Genomic DNA, 16,512 nt, shown 5'->3' on the forward strand with positions numbered 1-16,512 from the left:
AGGGGCGTGGCCCCCGGGGATGGCCAGTCCGACCGCCAGGCGTTAGGCCTTGGGAATCGGAATTGGTTGCATGACCTGCTGCAACACGCCGAGCAGCAGTTCGCGCGAGCCTTCCCAGAAGATCTGCACGCCCAGGCACAGCATGATGAAGGCGGACATGCGCATGAACACGGCGGTGCCATTATCGCCCAGCCGATGCAGCATCTGCGCGGCAAAGCGCAGGCAGACGTACAAAGTCAGCGAAACGACCACGATGCCGGGGATCGAGCCGCCCAGCCGCAGCAGGCTCAGCACGTGGTTCTGGTCGCGCAGCGACACGCCCACGGTGATGGCCGCCGCGATCGAGCCGGGGCCGCAGCTGATGGGGAAGGTGAGCGGGTAGAAGGCCCGCGTCTTGGCCATTTCCGGGGTGAACGATTCCGCCATGCGGGCGACCCGCTCGGTGTCGGCGTCGGGGGAATTGACCAGCCGCCAGGCGCTGGCGATGACCAGCATGCCGCCGCCCACGCGCACGATCGACAGCGAGATGCCGAAAAAGCTCAGCAGCACGTTGCCCGCCACCATCGCCACGATCAGCATCAGTCCGACATTGATGGCGACGCGCTTGGCCAGCACCGTGCGGGTCGACGACGAGGCGCCTTCGGTCAGCGACAGGAAGATGGGGGCGATCGCGGGCGGATTCAGGAACGGCAACAGCGTGGCCAGCGCGAAGAAGAAGCTGGTCCCCAGTACCCGCAAGTATTCGTTTAGCTCCATCGCACCGTATCGCCAGGCCGAAAACCGGATTGTATGCGGTCGGCGGCCGTCTGGCGACGGCCCGCGGGCGAGCCTCAGGCGGCCTGTTGCCGGGCCTCGTCGCCGGCCAGCGCGTCCAGGATGTCGCGCTCGAACTGCATCTGGCTGCGCGGGCGCGCCAGCGCCGCGCCGTCGACGATGAAAACGTCTTCGACCCGGTCGCCCAGCGTCATGATCTTGGCCATCAGCAGGTTGACTTCGTGCTGGGCAAAGACCCGCGCCAGGGCGTGCAACAGGCCGGGACGGTCGGTCGCCGTGACCGACAGCCGCCAGGAGGTGCTGCGCTCGTCGGGTTGCAGTTCCGCCTGCGGCATGATGGGAAACACGCGCGACATGCGCGACTGGCGCCCGCGGCCGTAGTAGCCGCCGCGCCCCGTGGTGGCCTGGGCGGCGGCCTGGATGTCCTTGAGCCGCTCGGCCAGTTCGTGTTCGACCAGCGTGGCCTGGGCGCGCAGGTCGCTGGCGCCCTCGGGCAGCAGCACGATGAAGCTGTCCAGCGCCCAGCCGTGGCGCGTGGTGTGGATGCGGGCATCCTGCACCGACAGCGACTTGGCGTCGAAATACCCGCAGATCGCCACGAACAGGTCCGGCACGTCGCGCGTATAGACCATGATCTGCAGGCCTTCGCCCTGCTCGGTGGGGCGGGCCCGCACCACCGCATGGGCCGGCGTCACCTGGTGATACAGATGGCGCGTATGCCAGGCGATGTCGGAAGCGTCGTGGCGCAGGAAATACGCCACGTCGAGCTGGTTCCAGAAGGCTTCGCGGGCGTCGTCGCGCAGGCCGGCCAGGCGCGTCAGGCGCGCGGCCTCTTCCTTGCGCTCGGTCAGCACCGTGTGGGCGTCGGCATGGGCGCCGCCCAGCGCGGCCAGGGTCAGCTTGTACAGGTCCTCGAGCAGCTTGCCCTTCCAGGCGTTCCAGACCTTGGGGCTGGTGCCGCGGATATCGGCCACCGTCAGCAGGTAGAGCGCCGTCAGGTGGCGTTCGTCCTTGACCGTGGCGGCAAATTCCTGGATCACGGCGGGGTCGGACAGGTCGCGCTTCTGCGCCACGGCCGACATCAGCAGGTGTTGGCGCACCAGGAATTCCACCAGCCTGGTGTCCTCGGGTTCCATGCCGTGGTCGTGGGCGAACTTGCGCACCTCGCGCGCGCCCAGCTCGGAATGGTCGCCGCCGCGGCCCTTGGCGATGTCGTGGAACAGCGCCGCCACATACAGCAGCCAATGGCGGTCCAGGCCGGCGATCAACTGGCTGGCCAGCGGATATTCCTGGGCATGCTCGGGCATGGTGAAGCGGCGCAGGTTGCGCACCACCGCCAGCGTGTGCTGGTCCACCGTGTAGGCGTGGAACAGGTCGTGCTGCATCTGGCCGACGATGCGGCGGAACACCGGCAGGTAGCGCGGCAGGATGTTCAGCATGGTCATGCGGCGCAGTTCATGCACGATGCCGCGCGGCTGCTGCAGGATCTGCAGGAACAGCTTGCGGTTGACCGGATTGCGGCGGAACTGCGCGTCGATGCGATGGCGCGAATGCCAGATGGCGCGCAGCGTGCGCGCCGACATGCCGGTCAGCTCGGGGTGCTGCTGCATCACCAGGAAGGCGCGCAGCAGCAGCGTGGGATTGCGCTCGAAACCATCGTCGCGAATGATGTCGAGGCGGTCGCGCAGGTTGCGGAAATCGTCGTCGATGTCGCGCGCGTCGCTGTCCGGGCGCGGGAACAGGCGTTCCTCGATGTTCTGCACCAGGATGCCGTTCAACTGGGTCACCAGGCGCGCGGCCCAGTAGTAGCGCTGCATCAGCAGCTCGCTGCCGCGGCGCGTGGCGGTGGCGTGGATGCCGTAGACCTCGGCCAGGGCCGGTTGCAGGTCGAACAGCACGCGGTCCTCGCGCCGGTTGGCCAGCAGGTGCAGCTCGATGCGCAGGCGCTTGAAGGCCTGTTCCGCCTTGCGCAGGTCGCGTGCCTCGGACGGCGTCAACAGGCCGGCCTGCGCCACCGCGCGCCAGTTCTCGCCAAAACCGGCCGCGCGCGCCATCCACAGGATCACTTGCAGGTCGCGCAGGCCGCCGGGCGATTCCTTGCAGTTGGGTTCGAGCGCGTAGGGCGTGTCCTGGTAGCGCGCGTGGCGCTGCTGCATCTCGACGCGCTTGGCGCGGAAGAAGGCGCGCGCATCCAGTCGCGACTGGGTGGCGGCTTCGAACTTCTTCATCAGCGCGCGGCTGCCCGCCAGCCAGCGCGATTCGAGCAGCGCGGTCTCGACCGTGATGTCGGCGTCGGCCTCGCGTTCGCAGTCCTCGATGGTGCGCACGCTATGGCCGGGTTCCAGGCCCAGGTCCCAGAGCGCGGCGACCAGGCGCTCGATGGCGGACTCGTCTTCGGCGGTGGGCGCGTGCGGCAGCAGGATCAGCAGGTCGACGTCCGAATGCGGGTACAGCTCGCCGCGGCCGTAGCCGCCGACCGCCGCCAGCGTGGCGCCGGCCGGCAGGGGGGTGTGCTTGACCAGGTCGCGTAGCGCCGCGTCGACGATGCGGCGCAGGTCGCCCAGCAGGGTGTCGGGGCGCTCGTGTTCGCGGAACTGGGCCACCGCGGCCCGCCGGGATTCCTGAATGCGTTCGCGCAGGGTGCTGAGGATATCGGCGGTCATGGTGGCGGACTGGCCGGGGTCAGACGGCGGGAATGACGATCGGTTCGGTGATGAAGGCGGGCGGCTTGGGCATGCCGGGCGACAGGGTCAGGACCTCGTAGCCGGTGTCGGTGACGCAGACAGCATGCTCCCATTGCGCCGACAGGCTATGGTCGCGCGTCACGACCGTCCAGCCGTCGGACAACTGGCGGATCTCGCGGCGGCCGGCGTTGATCATGGGCTCGATGGTGAACAACATACCCGTCACCAATTCCACGCCGGTGCCCGGCTTGCCATAATGCAGCACCTGCGGGTCTTCATGGAAGCGCTGGCCGATGCCGTGGCCGCAGAATTCGCGCACCACCGAGAAGCCGTTGGCCTCGGCGTGCTTCTGGATGGCGTTGCCGACGTCGCCCAATGTGGCCCCGTTTTTGACCTGCTGGATGCCTTTCCACATGCACTCGAAGGTGATGTCGGTCAGGCGGCGCGACAGGATCGACTGCTCGCCCACGGCGTACATGCGGCTGGTGTCGCCGAACCAGCCGTCCTTGATGATGGTGACGTCGATATTGAGGGAGTCCCCGTTTTTCAGCGCCTTGTCGCCCGGGATGCCGTGGCACACCTGGTGATTGACCGAGGTGCAGATGGCGCCGGGGAAGGGCGGGTAGCCGGGCGGGGCGTAGCCCACCGTGGCGGACTTCACCTTGAGCTCGTCGGTCAGGTATTCCAGGCAGAGGCGGTCCAGTTCCCCGGTGGTGACGCCAGGCTTGACGTAGGGAGTGATGAAATCGAGGACTTTGGCGGCGTCCTGGCAGGCCGCGCGCATTTTGGCCAGGTCGGCCGGATTGGTAATGGTGCCCATGGAATGACTGACGGATCTCGCTTGAATGTCTGCTTGAAAGAATAGTAGAATTATAGGCTTCCCTAAAATTTTGGGGAGCAATCTGGGTAGCGGCAAGCGCCGATCCCGGCGGGTGGGGATGGAATCATCCAGGCCACCTGGTTGGTTGTTCGACCCTGCATGTTGGGTCGCACCGCATCTTGTGAGATCGGTGGCGGGTCCTGGAGTTTCATCGCAAGCGAAGGTTGTGGTGGGAATTCGGGCCAGTCGCGAGGTTCCGGGGCGAGGCGGCGCGGCAGGCGGGCGAGGGCGGCGGGCCGGGAAGGTTGGGCGTGTACATCCCTCAGGCTGGGGCGCTGCGTGCTCGCAAGCCCGGTCATGTTTTCGAGCAGCGATGCAGGTTCGATGTGGCTGCCGGTTTAAGTTCTTGGAAAACCCGGGTTTTGAAACCCTGTTTTCCTGAAGAAATGCCTCCGGCGACTGATGCGCGTGATGATTGAAACCAGGGTTGAAAGATCCTGGTTGAAAACCAGGACGCGAAGGAACTGGATTTCGCTGCCAACAAAACAGGTCCGGGTGCGCTGGAAGAAACTGCCAGGGATTTCCTGGCGGGTCGGACGGCGCGATGCGTGCAGGCGGGGCAAGGCGCTTCGTCGTGGCGGCCGTCTGGGTTTATCGCGGCAGCGTGGCAGCAAGGCGCGCGGGGCACATGCCCGGCACGTCGGAGTAGTGCGGCAGTGATCGGCCGGCCCGGTTAAAATTCTGTTCATCCCGCAGGTGCGGGAAATCGCGCGCAACACCACCCAGGGTGTCAGCCACAGGCTGATGCAGGTGCGGCGCAAGAAATCAACCCTTGGAGAAAGTTATGTCTTTGATGCGCGAAATGCTGGAAGCGGGTGTCCACTTCGGTCACCAGACCCGCTACTGGAACCCCAAGATGGCCCCCTTCATCTTCGGCCATCGCAACAAGATTCACATCATCAACCTGGAAAAGACGGTTGATAAGTACCAGGAAGCCACCAAGTTCGTGAAGCAGCTGGCTGCTCGCGGTGGCAACATCCTGTTCGTCGGCACCAAGCGCGCCGCCCGCGAGCTGGTCGCCGCCGAAGCCGCCCGTTGCGGCATGCCTTTCGTCGACGCCCGCTGGCTCGGCGGCATGCTGACCAACTTCAAGACGGTCAAGACCTCGGTCAAGCGCCTGAAGGACATGGAAGCCGTGGTCGCCGAAGGCGGCGCCGAGCGCATGATCAAGAAGGAAGGCCTGCTGTTCCAGCGCGAACTGGAAAAGCTGAACAAGTCGATCGGCGGCATCAAGGACATGAACGGCCTGCCCGATGCCATGTTCGTGATCGACGTCGGCTACCACAAGATCGCCATCGCCGAAGCCAAGACCCTGGGCATCCCCGTGGTCGCCGTGGTTGACACCAACCACTCGCCCGAAGGCATCGACTACGTGATCCCCGGCAACGACGACTCGGCCAAGGCCATCGCGCTGTACGCCAAGGGCATCGCCGACGCCGTGCTGGAAGGCCGCGAACAGAACCTGAACGGTCTGGTCGAGGAAATCGGTGAAGGCCAGGAAGAGTTCGTCGAAGTGCAGGACAACCAGGCCTAAAGCCTGCTGTCATGTCCGGCGGTTAGTGTCTGGGGGCGGTCGCGGAAAGCGGCGTGCCCCCGCCTCGCCGGCAGTGCGAAGGCGGACTCCCGCCTTCCTCATCCGCTGCTTGCGGACGTCTCATCGAATCACACCAATGCCCCGGCCCGCCGGGGCATGTCTTAGCAAAATTTGGAGCTAACATGGCTGAAATTACCGCCGCCCTGGTCAAGGAACTGCGCGAAAAGACCGATGCGCCCATGATGGAGTGCAAGAAGGCCCTGACGGAAGCCGAAGGCGACCTGGCCCGCGCCGAGGAAATCCTGCGCGTCAAGCTGGGCAACAAGGCCAGCAAGGCTGCCGCCCGCGTCACCGCCGAAGGCCTGATCGGCCTGTTCATCTCGGCCGACGCCAAGCAAGGCGCCGTCATCGAAGTGAACTGCGAAACCGACTTCGTGGCCAAGAACGACGACTTCGTCGCCTTCGTCAACAAGCTGGCCGAGCTGGTCGCCACCCAGAACCCCGCCGACGTGGCCGCCCTGTCGGCGCTGCCCTACGGCGACGGCACCATCGAATCGACCCGTACCGCCCTGATCGGCAAGATCGGCGAAAACATCTCGATCCGCCGCTTCGAGCGCATCCAGACCCCGAACGCCCTGGCCAGCTACGTGCACGGCGGCAAGATCGGCGTGCTGGTGGAATACGCCGGCGCCGAGGAAGTGGGCAAGGACCTGGCGATGCACATCGCCGCGACCAAGCCGAAGGCCCTGAACGCCGACGGCGTGAACCCGGCCGACATCGCCGCCGAACGCTCGGTCGCCGAGCAGAAGGCCGCCGAATCGGGCAAGCCGGCTGAAATCGTCGCCAAGATGGTCGAAGGCTCGGTGCAGAAGTTCCTGAAGGAAGTGACGCTGCTGTCGCAACCGTTCGTCAAGGACGACAAGAACACCGTCGAACAGATGCTCAAGGCCAAGGGCGCCTCGATCAGCAAGTTCGTGCTGTTCGTCGTCGGCGAAGGTATCGAGAAGAAGACCAGCGACTTCGCCGCTGAGGTTGCCGCCGCCGCCGCCGGCCGCGCCTGATCTCAGGGTAGTCCTTACAGGCCGGCGCTAGATATTTTCTAGTCCGGCCTATTTCTTGTCTTAAACTTTCGTCGGATTGTTCTTCGGGATATCACCTATGAGCAGCAGATCATACAAACGGGTTCTTCTCAAACTTTCCGGCGAGGCGCTGATGGGCGACGATGCATTCGGCATCAATCGCTCCACCATCGTCCGCATGACCGATGAGATCGCCGAAGTCGCCGCCACCGGCGTCGAGCTGGCCATCGTCATCGGCGGTGGCAACATCTTCCGTGGTGTCGCGCCCGGTGCGCAGGGCATGGACCGCGCCACCGCCGACTACATGGGCATGATGGCCACCATCATGAACGCCCTTGCCCTGCAGGACGCGCTCAAGCACAAGGGTATCGACACCCGCGTGCAATCGGCCCTGAACATCGACCAGGTCGTCGAACCGTACATTCGCCCCAAGGCCCTGCGCTACCTCGAAGAAGGCAAGGTCGTCATCTTCGCCGCGGGTACAGGCAACCCCTTCTTCACGACCGACACCGCCGCCGCCCTGCGTGGCGCCGAGATCGGCGCGGAGATCGTGCTGAAGGCCACCAAGGTCGACGGCATCTACAGCGCGGATCCCAACAAGGATCCTTCCGCCACGCGCTATGCGCGCATCAGCTTCGACGAGGCCATCGTCCGTCGCCTGGAAGTGATGGACGCCACGGCGTTCGCCCTGTGCCGCGACCAGAAGCTGCCGATCAAGGTGTTTTCGATCAATAAGTCGGGCGCGCTCAAGCGCGTCGTCAGCGGCGAAGACGAAGGCACGTTGGTACACGTTTAAAGAAAAGGAAAATCCATGAGCGTCGCAGAAATCCGCAAATCCGCCGAAGCCAGGATGGCCAAGTCGCTTGACACGCTCAAGACCAACCTGGCCAAGATCCGCACGGGCCGCGCCCACACCGGCATCCTGGACCACGTGCAGGTCGAGTACTACGGTTCGCCCGTGCCGATCAGCCAGGTCGGCAACGTGAACCTGATCGACGCGCGCACCATCAGCGTCCAGCCCTACGAAAAGAGCATGGCCGCCGCGATCGAGAAGGCCATCCGCGAATCGGACCTGGGCCTGAACCCGATGTCCATGGGCGACAGCATCCGCGTGCCGATGCCGGCCCTGACCGAAGAGCGCCGCCGCGACCTGACCAAGGTCGTGCGCAGCGAGGGCGAGGACGCCAAGGTGGCCGTGCGCAACCTGCGCCGCGAAGCCAACGAAGGGCTGAAGAAGCTGGTCAAGGACAAGGAAATCTCCGAGGACGACGAGCGTCGCGCGCAGGATGATGTCCAGAAGCTGACGGACCGCAGCGTGGCCGACATCGACAAGATGGTCACGCAAAAAGAAGCGGAAATCATGACCGTATAATCCTTGCAGTGCCGGGCAGGGGCGGCTAGCCACGCCCGGCGCCAGGATTGCTGCCTTCGCGCGCCGTCCCATCCATTGCCTCGCAGCTCGCTGGCGCAGCAGTGGATCGACGGCGCGGATTTTTCCCGTATTCCCTGTTTTACGCCGGTCGACGGCGCTCCCCAGACCCATGGCAACCAGTTCTACCCAGGCGGTTCCCGCTACCCGCGATATCCCGGAGCACGTGGCCATCATCATGGATGGCAACGGTCGCTGGGCGACGCGGCGATTGCTGCCGCGCACGGCGGGCCATGCCAAGGGCGTGCAGGCGGTGCGGCGCGTGGTCGAGGCCTGCGGTCGCGCCGGGGTGCGTTACCTGACGCTGTTCGCCTTCAGTTCCGAGAACTGGCGCCGGCCCGCCGAGGAAGTGTCGCTGCTGATGCGCCTGTTCGTGCAGGCGCTGGAGCGCGAGGTCGGCAAGCTGGAAGAGCAGGGGGTGCGGTTGCACGTCATCGGCGACCTGTCGGCCTTCGAGCCGCGCCTGCAGGAACTGATCTTCGCGGCCCAGGCCCGCACCGCCCACAATGACCGCCTGCACCTGACGGTGGCTGCCAACTACGGTGGCCGCTGGGACATCCTGCAGGCCACCCGCGCCATGCTGGCGGCCGAGCCGGCCCTGGCGACGCAGCCCCAGCTGGTCGACGAAGAGCGGCTGGCGCGGCACCTGTCCATGTCCTGGGCCCCCGAGCCCGATCTGTTCATCCGCACCGGCGGCGAGCAGCGCATTTCCAATTTCCTGATCTGGCAGATGGCGTACGCCGAGTTCTATTTCACCGACCGCTACTGGCCCGACTTTGGCGCCGACGAGTTGCGCGAGGCATTCGACTGGTACCGCACGCGCGAGCGCCGCTTCGGCCGCACCAGCGCACAGCTCGCCGCAAGCGGCGACAAATAACGGCTTGCCGCCAGCCGCGCGGCGCGCGGCGGCCCTGAGCCGACCTCGAGGAGACCGTCACATGTTGGGTCAGCGTATCGTTACCGCCGTCATCCTGCTCGCCATCCTGGCGGCGGCGATGATGAGTGCCAATCCCTGGTGGTTCGTGGCGCTGCTCGCGCTGGCCGCGGCCTGCGCCAATTGGGAGTGGCTGCGCCTGACGTTGCCGCAGCCGCCGTCGCCGCTGATCGCCGCCGGTATCCCGGTCCTGTTGTTCGCGGCCATGCTGGCACTGACGTCGGCCTGGCTCTCGGGCGGACGCGAAGGCGTCACCGACCCCGCCTGGGTCCTGCGCTACGCGGCGCCGCTGGTTGCCGCGGTATGGCTGCTGGGCGCCACCGCCGCGGTGATGCGCGGCCGTTCCGACGCGGCGCCGGCCAGCCTGGCCTGGTCGCTGTTTTCCGTGCCGGCCGCCTTCACGGCCTGGGCGGTGCTGGCGCAGATGTTCATGACCCATGGCGCCGGCTTCGTGGTGTCGCTGCTGGCGCTGGTCTGGGTGGCCGACATCGCCGCTTATTTTGCCGGCCGCGCGTTCGGCAAGCGTAAACTGGCGCCGCGGGTCAGCCCCGGCAAGACAGTGGCGGGCGCGGTGGCCGGCGTATTGGGCGCGGTGATCTGGATCGGCCTGTCCAGTCTTTGGGACGGCACCTATGGCCATGCCCTGGTCGCGCGCTGGAGCTTCTGGCTGGCCCTGCCGATCGCCGCCTTGCTGGGGGTGCTGTCGATCATCGGCGACCTGTTCGAGTCCCTGCTCAAGCGCCGCGCCGGCCGCAAGGATTCCAGCGCGCTGCTGCCCGGCCATGGCGGGGTCTATGACCGGATCGACGCGATCCTCCCGGTTGCGCCGCTCGCATTCATTTTGTCTGGAGTGTTGTTTTGACGGCTTTTCAACGCGTCGTGGTGCTGGGGTCGACCGGTTCGATCGGCGAAAGCACGCTGGATGTCATCGCCCGCCACCCGGATCGCCTGGCGGTGTACGCGCTGTCCGCCTACAGCCGCATGCAGCGGCTGGCCGAACAGGCGCTGGCCAGTCGTGCGGCGGTGGTGGTGGTGCCGGATACCGAGGCGCGTGCCAGGTTCATGGCGGCCTGGCCCGCCGGTGATACCCCGCCGGAAATCCGCGTGGGCGCGCAAGCGCTGGCCGACACGGCCGCGGATCCGCAGTGTGATTCGGTGATGGCGGCGATCGTCGGCGCCGCCGGCCTGCCGGCCGCGTTGGCGGCCGCCCGCAAGGGCAAGCGCGTGTTGCTGGCCAATAAAGAAGCGCTGGTGGCGGCGGGCTCGCTGTTCATGCAGGCAATACGCGACAACGGCGCCGAATTGCTGCCGATCGACAGCGAACATAACGCCATTTTCCAATGCATGCCGCACGGCGGACGCGCCGGCGCGCCCGATGCCCCCGCGCCGGGCGTGCGCCGCCTGCTGCTGACCGCGTCCGGCGGTCCGTTCCGTGGCCGTGACCTGGCGGACCTGCATGAGGTCACGCCGGCGCAGGCCTGCGCCCATCCCAACTGGAGCATGGGCCGCAAGATCTCGGTCGATTCCGCCACCATGCTGAACAAGGGACTGGAAGTGATCGAGGCGCACTGGCTGTTCGCCATGCCGCCGGACCGTATCGAGGTCGTGGTGCATCCACAGAGCGTGGTGCACTCGATGGTCGAATACGACGACGGGTCGGTCCTGGCGCAGCTGGGCCAGCCTGACATGCGCACGCCGATTGCCTACGGGTTGGGTTTTCCCGAACGCCTGAACAGCGGCGTGGGGCCGCTGGACCTGACGCGCCTGGGGCGGCTGGATTTCGAAAAACCGGACCTGGCGCGGTTCCCGTGCCTGGCTCTGTCGTTCGAGGCGCTGCGGGCCGGGCAGGCCGCCTGCATTGCGCTGAACGCGGCCAACGAAGTGGCGGTGGAGGCGTTCCTGGGAGGGCGGCTGGCCTACACCTGGATTGCGCGCGTCATCGAAGCGACCCTGGAGTGGCAGGGGGGGCAATCATCTGTTACGCTCAACAGTCTTGACGATGTGCTGGCGCTGGATGCCGCCGCGCGCGTTTACGCCGGCAACCTTGGCCTGGCGTGACGCTGAGCGGATGACTGCGGCGTCCCACGTCGTCCCTGATTCCTGGATTTCCTGACCCCGATGCTTTTCACCCTGCTGGCCTTTGCCGTCGCGCTTGGCTCCCTGATCATTTTCCATGAGTTGGGGCATTACTGGGTGGCGCGCCTTTGCGGCGTGAAGGTGCTGAGGTTTTCGGTGGGCTTTGGCAAGGTCGTCCTGCGCCGCACCGACCGTCACGGCACCGAATGGGCCCTGTCGGCCCTGCCGCTGGGCGGCTACGTCAAGATGCAGGACGATGCCCCGGCGGGCGCCACCGCCGAACAAGCCGCGGGCGCCTTCAACAACAAGCCGGTCGGCAAGCGTATCGCCATCGTGGCGGCCGGTCCGATTTTCAATCTCATCCTCGCGGTCTTCCTTTATGCCGGCCTGAACATGGCGGGCACCGAGGAGCCGGTGGCCGTGATCGCGCCGCCCGCGGCCGATACGCCCGCCGCGCGCGCCGGCCTGGTCGCTGGCGATCGCATCCTGGCCATCGATGGCCAGGAAGTGGCGTCGTGGTCCGATGCCCGCTGGCGCCTGATGGACGTGATGGCCACGGGCGGCCGCGCGCTGGTCGAGGTCGGCACGCCGGGCGGCTCCGCGCAGCAGCGCGAGCTGATCCTGCCGGCCAATGCCATGGATCCGGCTGGCGGCGATCCGCTGGCGGCCGCCGGCATCCGCCTGGCCCAGCCCAAGCCCGCCGTGCGTGTCGTCAACGACGGCGGCGAAGGGCAGGCGGCCGGCCTGCGCCAGGGCGACCTGATCCTGGCCGTCGACGGCCAGCCCACCCCCGACACCGGAGCGCTGGTCAAGCAGATCCAGGAAAGCGCCGGCAAGCCCCTGGCGCTGACCCTGGCGCGCGACGGCGCCCAGATCTCGATCAACGTCACGCCGCGCGCCGAAACGGTCAACGGCCAGGTCATCGGCCGGCTCGGCGTCCAGCTGGGTGGCGACGTGCCCATGGTGACCGTGCGTTACGGGGTGTTCGACAGCCTCTGGCGCGGGGCGGTCCGTACCTGGGACACGGCACTGTTTTCGTTGCGCATGATGGGCCGGATGGTGACGGGCGACGTTTCCTGGCGCAATGTCAGCGGTCCGGTGACCATCGCCGATTACGCCGGCCAGACGGCCCGGATCGGTATTGTTGCGTACATCGCCTATATCGCGTTGATCAGTATCAGCCTGGGCGTACTAAATTTGCTGCCCATTCCTATGCTGGACGGGGGGCATCTGCTGTACTATCTCGTCGAAATTGTGCGGGGCAGTCCACCGCCCGCACGGTGGATCGATATCGGACAGCGCGCAGGCATTGGTTTATTGGCAAGCCTGATGGGGCTTGCGCTGTTCAATGATTTCACGCGCCTGTTTACTTAAGCGCCAATTAGCATAAAATCCCCCGCCATTTGCACGACCGAGGATACTCAAGGATGTCTTTTCGCCGGATGTTTCATCACAAAAAGGGTGTACTGCCGGGCGTAGTGCCGAGTCTGATCGCCGCATTGCTGCTGCCAGGCATGGCTCACGCCTTCGACCCTTTTGTCGTGCGGGATATCCGCGTAGAGGGGATCCAGCGCACCGACGCCGGCACCGTCTTCGGTTATCTGCCGGTCAAGGTGGGCGAGAAATTCACCGAGGAAGAAGCCACCGAGGCGATCCGCCGCCTGTATGGCACCGGCTTTTTCACCGACGTGCAGATCCAGACCGACAATAATGTCGTGGTCGTGGTGGTGCAGGAACGTCCGACGATCGCATCCGTGAATTTCAACGGCATGCGCGAATTCGATTCCAAGGCCATTACCAAATCGCTGGGGCAGGTGGGTTTTGCCGAAGGCCGTATTTTCGACCGCTCGATGCTCGAGCGTGCCGAATACGAACTCAAGCAGCAATACCTGTCCAAGGGCAAGTATGGCGTGGAAGTGACCTCCACCGTCACGCCGCTGCCGCGCAACCGCGTCGGCGTCAGCTTCGACGTGTTCGAAGGGTCAGTCGCCCGCATCCAGGAAATCCGCTTCGTCGGCAACAAGGCCTTCTCCGAAAGCGACCTGCTCGACGAATTCAAGCTGACCACGCCGGGCTGGCTGACCTGGTACACCGATACCGACAAGTATTCGCGCGAAAAGCTCGAGGGCGATCTCGAACGCCTGCGTTCGTTCTACCTCGACCGCGGCTACCTCGAATTCACGGTCGAGCCGCCCCAGGTGACGATCTCGCCGGACCGCAAGGACATCCGCATCACCATCACTGTCCATGAAGGTGAGCCGTACAAGGTGCGCAGCGTCAAGCTGGCCGGCAACCTGATCGGCCTGGACAAGGAAATCAACGACCTGGTCAAGATCAAGCCGGACGAAACCTTCTCGGCGGCCAAGGCCAACGACTCGGCCAAGGCGATCACCGACTACCTGGGCGAACTGGGCTACGCGTTCGCCAACGTCAACCCCAACCCGCAGCTGGACCGCGCCAAGCACGAGGCCGACCTGACGTTCTACGTCGACCCGAGCCGCCGCGTGTACGTGCGCCGCATCCAGATCGGTGGCAACACCCGCACGCGCGACGAAGTCGTGCGCCGCGAAATGCGCCAGCAGGAAGCCGCCTGGTACGACGCCAAGGACATCAAGACCTCGCGCGACCGCGTCGACCGCCTGGGCTACTTCAGCGACGTCAACGTCAAGACCGATCCGGTGCCGGGTTCGCCCGACCAGGTCGACGTCAACGTCGACGTGAAGGAAAAGCCCACCGGCATGATCAACCTGGGTGTGGGTTACGGTTCGTCCGAAAAAGCGATCCTGTCGGCCGGCATCAGCGAAGACAACGTGTTCGGCAGCGGCACCAACCTGACGCTGCAGTTGAACACCAGCAAGACCAACCGCGCGATCGTGCTGTCGCACACCGATCCGTATTGGACCAAGGACGGCATCAGCCGCACCACGTCCGCCTATTACCGCGTGACCGAGCCCTGGAACAACAACGACGGCGACTACCGCGTCAAGTCGATGGGCCTGGGCATGAACTTCGGCGTGCCGATCTCGGAATACGACCGGATCTTCCTGGGCGCCAACATCGAGCGCAACCAGATCGACCTGTTTTCGAACTCGCCGCTCGCCTATCGCAATTTCGTCGACCAGTACGGCGACGCGACCAACTCGGTGATCTTCACCGCCGGCTGGTCCAACGACACCCGCGACAGCGCGCTGGCGCCGACCAAGGGTTCGTACACCCGCCTGAAGAGCGACTTCTCGACGGTCGACCTGAAGTACTACATGCTCACCGGCCAGCAGCAGTACTTCATCCCCTTGGGCAACTCGTACACCCTGGCGCTGAACGGCATGGTCGATTGGGGCCAGAGCTACGGCGGCAAGGACTACCCGATCATCAAGGACGTGTACGCCGGTGGTATCGGCACGGTGCGCGGCTACGAGGGTTCGTCGCTGGGTCCGCGCGACTCGGTCACGGGCGACTACCTGGGTGGTTCGCGCCGCATCGTCGCCAACGCCCAGTTGTACCTGCCGTTCCCGGGCGCATCCAAGGATCGCACGCTGCGCTGGTTCATCTTCAGCGATGCGGGCCAGGTCAGCGCCGGCAGCGGCCTGTCGTGCACCAACGGCAAGCCGGGCAGCGAGGTCGAGGATCCCTGCGGCTGGCGTTTCTCGGCCGGTATCGGCCTGTCGTGGCAGTCGCCGATGGGGCCGCTGCAACTGTCGTATGCCCGTCCTCTCAATTCCAAGCCGGGCGACGACAAGCAGAGCTTCCAGTTCCAGATCGGGACCGGGTTCTGATCGGCGTTACGCTTGAAAACAAGGGAGGGGCCCGCCGGCCCGGCCCTTTTGCCGTTTAGTGGCACAATACACACTTTGGCTTTGCCTTACTGGAAGGTGAGATTTTCATGATGTCTGACTTCGCACTTAAATCATCGAATTCGCTGCGCGCCACGCGCCGTGGCAAGCTGGGCGGCTCCATTGCCCTGGTGGGTGCGCTCATTCTCGGTTCCGTTGCGGCGGTGCCCGCTCAGGCTCAGAACACCAAGATCGGCTTCGTCAATACCGAGCGGATCCTGCGTGAGTCCGGTCCGGCCAAGACGGCGCAAAGCAAGATCGAAGCCGAATTCAAGAAGCGCGACGACGAGCTGCAGCGCCTGAACACCAGCCTGCGCTCGCAAGCCGAAAAGTTCGACAAGGACGCGCCGGTGCTGTCGGAATCCGACCGCGTCAAGCGCCAGCGTGAACTGTCCAACCTGGATACGGACCTGCAGCGCAAGCGCCGTGAATTCCAGGAAGACTTCAACCGCCGCCGCAACGAAGAGTTTTCCAGCATCGTGACGAAGGCCAACGAGGCCATCAAGCGCATCGCCGAGCAGGAAAACTACGACCTGATCATCCAGGACGCCGTGACGGTCAACCCGCGCATCGACATCACCGACAAGGTGATCCAGAGCCTGGGCAAATAAGCTGCAGTCGCCGTATGCCGGTTCTACTGGATCTTGCCCGCGCGCCGACGCTTGAAGCGCTGTTGAGCGCCGCCAATACCCAGGGCATGGACTGGCGCATCAGCGCGCCGGCCGGCGCCGATCCCTTGCGGGTCCGCGGCATCGGCACGCTGGCGTCGGCCAGCGGCCAGGAAATCAGTTTCCTGGCCAATCCCAAGTACCAGAGCCAGCTTGCCGCCACCCAGGCGGGAGCGGTGATCGTCTCGGCCGACGTGGCCGAGACGCTGGAGGCCGCCGGCGCCGACCGGCCGCGTTTCGCGCTGGTCGTGTGCAAGCATCCCTATCTGCTGTACGCCCGGGTGGCGCAGTGGTTCGACGCCGCGCGGCGTCCGGCCTTGCCGGCCGCCACGCACCCCTCGGCGGTGGTCGCGGCTGACGCGCACATCGAAGACGACGTGCGTATCGGTCCGAATTGCGTCATCGAGTCGGGAGCGCGGATCGGCCGCGGCAGCGTGCTGGGCGCAGGCTGCATGATTGGCGCCGGATCGTCGATCGGTCCCGACAGCCGCCTGCATGCCCACGTCACGTTGTACGAGGGCGTCAAGGTCGGCGCGCGCGCCATCATCCACAGTGGCGTGGTGCTGGGCGCGGACGGTTTCGGCTTCGCGCCGGACCCGTCGCTGGGGCAGGGGGCCTGGGGCA

The 16,512-nt window shown here is 65.7% G+C and carries 14 protein-coding genes; 11 read left to right on the forward strand and 3 right to left on the reverse strand.

What is annotated here, in order from left to right:
* Positions 1 to 42: 42 nt before the first annotated feature.
* The 3 genes from DK459_RS14600 to map form a co-directional block, all read right to left on the reverse strand.
* Positions 43 to 756 (reverse strand): MarC family protein, encoded by a 714-nt coding sequence (locus DK459_RS14600; protein WP_006385204.1) that lies wholly within the window; start codon positions 754 to 756, stop codon positions 43 to 45.
* Positions 757 to 830: 74 nt separating this feature from the next.
* A complete protein-coding gene (locus tag DK459_RS14605) occupies positions 831 to 3,437 on the reverse strand; it encodes a [protein-PII] uridylyltransferase (RefSeq protein WP_006385203.1) in 2,607 nt (868 codons plus the stop codon).
* A 19-nt stretch (positions 3,438 to 3,456) separates the two neighbouring features.
* Positions 3,457 to 4,278 (reverse strand): type I methionyl aminopeptidase, encoded by an 822-nt coding sequence (gene map / locus DK459_RS14610; protein WP_006385202.1) that lies wholly within the window; start codon positions 4,276 to 4,278, stop codon positions 3,457 to 3,459.
* An 844-nt stretch (positions 4,279 to 5,122) separates the two neighbouring features.
* Here map and rpsB point away from each other — a divergent pair.
* The 11 genes from rpsB to DK459_RS14665 all read left to right on the forward strand — a co-directional run.
* On the forward strand, positions 5,123 to 5,872 hold the full coding sequence (gene rpsB / locus DK459_RS14615) for a 30S ribosomal protein S2 (RefSeq protein ID WP_006385201.1): 750 nt from the start codon (positions 5,123 to 5,125) through the stop codon (positions 5,870 to 5,872).
* A 182-nt stretch (positions 5,873 to 6,054) separates the two neighbouring features.
* On the forward strand, positions 6,055 to 6,933 hold the full coding sequence (tsf, locus tag DK459_RS14620) for a translation elongation factor Ts (RefSeq protein ID WP_006385200.1): 879 nt from the start codon (positions 6,055 to 6,057) through the stop codon (positions 6,931 to 6,933).
* Positions 6,934 to 7,030: 97 nt separating this feature from the next.
* Positions 7,031 to 7,747 (forward strand): UMP kinase, encoded by a 717-nt coding sequence (gene pyrH / locus DK459_RS14625; RefSeq protein WP_006385199.1) that lies wholly within the window; start codon positions 7,031 to 7,033, stop codon positions 7,745 to 7,747.
* A gap of 15 nt (positions 7,748 to 7,762) precedes the next feature.
* On the forward strand, positions 7,763 to 8,323 hold the full coding sequence (frr, locus tag DK459_RS14630; RefSeq protein WP_006385198.1) for a ribosome recycling factor: 561 nt from the start codon (positions 7,763 to 7,765) through the stop codon (positions 8,321 to 8,323).
* Positions 8,324 to 8,492: 169 nt separating this feature from the next.
* Positions 8,493 to 9,257 carry a polyprenyl diphosphate synthase gene (uppS, locus tag DK459_RS14635; RefSeq protein WP_026384626.1) on the forward strand — a complete coding sequence of 255 codons (765 nt, stop codon included), beginning with the start codon at positions 8,493 to 8,495 and terminating at the stop codon, positions 9,255 to 9,257.
* A gap of 61 nt (positions 9,258 to 9,318) precedes the next feature.
* Complete coding sequence (locus DK459_RS14640; protein WP_020927371.1) at positions 9,319 to 10,176, forward strand: phosphatidate cytidylyltransferase; 858 nt, start codon at positions 9,319 to 9,321, stop codon at positions 10,174 to 10,176.
* Complete coding sequence (locus DK459_RS14645) at positions 10,173 to 11,372, forward strand: 1-deoxy-D-xylulose-5-phosphate reductoisomerase (RefSeq protein WP_070542718.1); 1,200 nt, start codon at positions 10,173 to 10,175, stop codon at positions 11,370 to 11,372. The genes DK459_RS14640 and DK459_RS14645 overlap by 4 nt, the downstream gene beginning before the upstream one ends.
* Before the next feature lie 60 nt (positions 11,373 to 11,432).
* A complete protein-coding gene (gene rseP, locus DK459_RS14650) occupies positions 11,433 to 12,764 on the forward strand; it encodes an RIP metalloprotease RseP (RefSeq protein WP_006385194.1) in 1,332 nt (443 codons plus the stop codon).
* 53 nt (positions 12,765 to 12,817) lie between these two features.
* On the forward strand, positions 12,818 to 15,163 hold the full coding sequence (gene bamA, locus DK459_RS14655) for an outer membrane protein assembly factor BamA (protein ID WP_054443497.1): 2,346 nt from the start codon (positions 12,818 to 12,820) through the stop codon (positions 15,161 to 15,163).
* 107 nt (positions 15,164 to 15,270) lie between these two features.
* Positions 15,271 to 15,831: an OmpH family outer membrane protein gene (locus tag DK459_RS14660; RefSeq protein ID WP_024068647.1), complete on the forward strand. Its 561-nt coding sequence runs from the start codon at positions 15,271 to 15,273 to the stop codon at positions 15,829 to 15,831.
* A gap of 14 nt (positions 15,832 to 15,845) precedes the next feature.
* The coding region (locus DK459_RS14665) for an LpxD N-terminal domain-containing protein (RefSeq protein ID WP_304529626.1) at positions 15,846 to 16,512 on the forward strand (667 nt) is incomplete at its 3' end.

The sequence above is a fragment of the Achromobacter sp. RW408 genome (genome assembly GCF_003184165.1).
GTDB lineage: Bacteria > Pseudomonadota > Gammaproteobacteria > Burkholderiales > Burkholderiaceae_B > Achromobacter > Achromobacter xylosoxidans.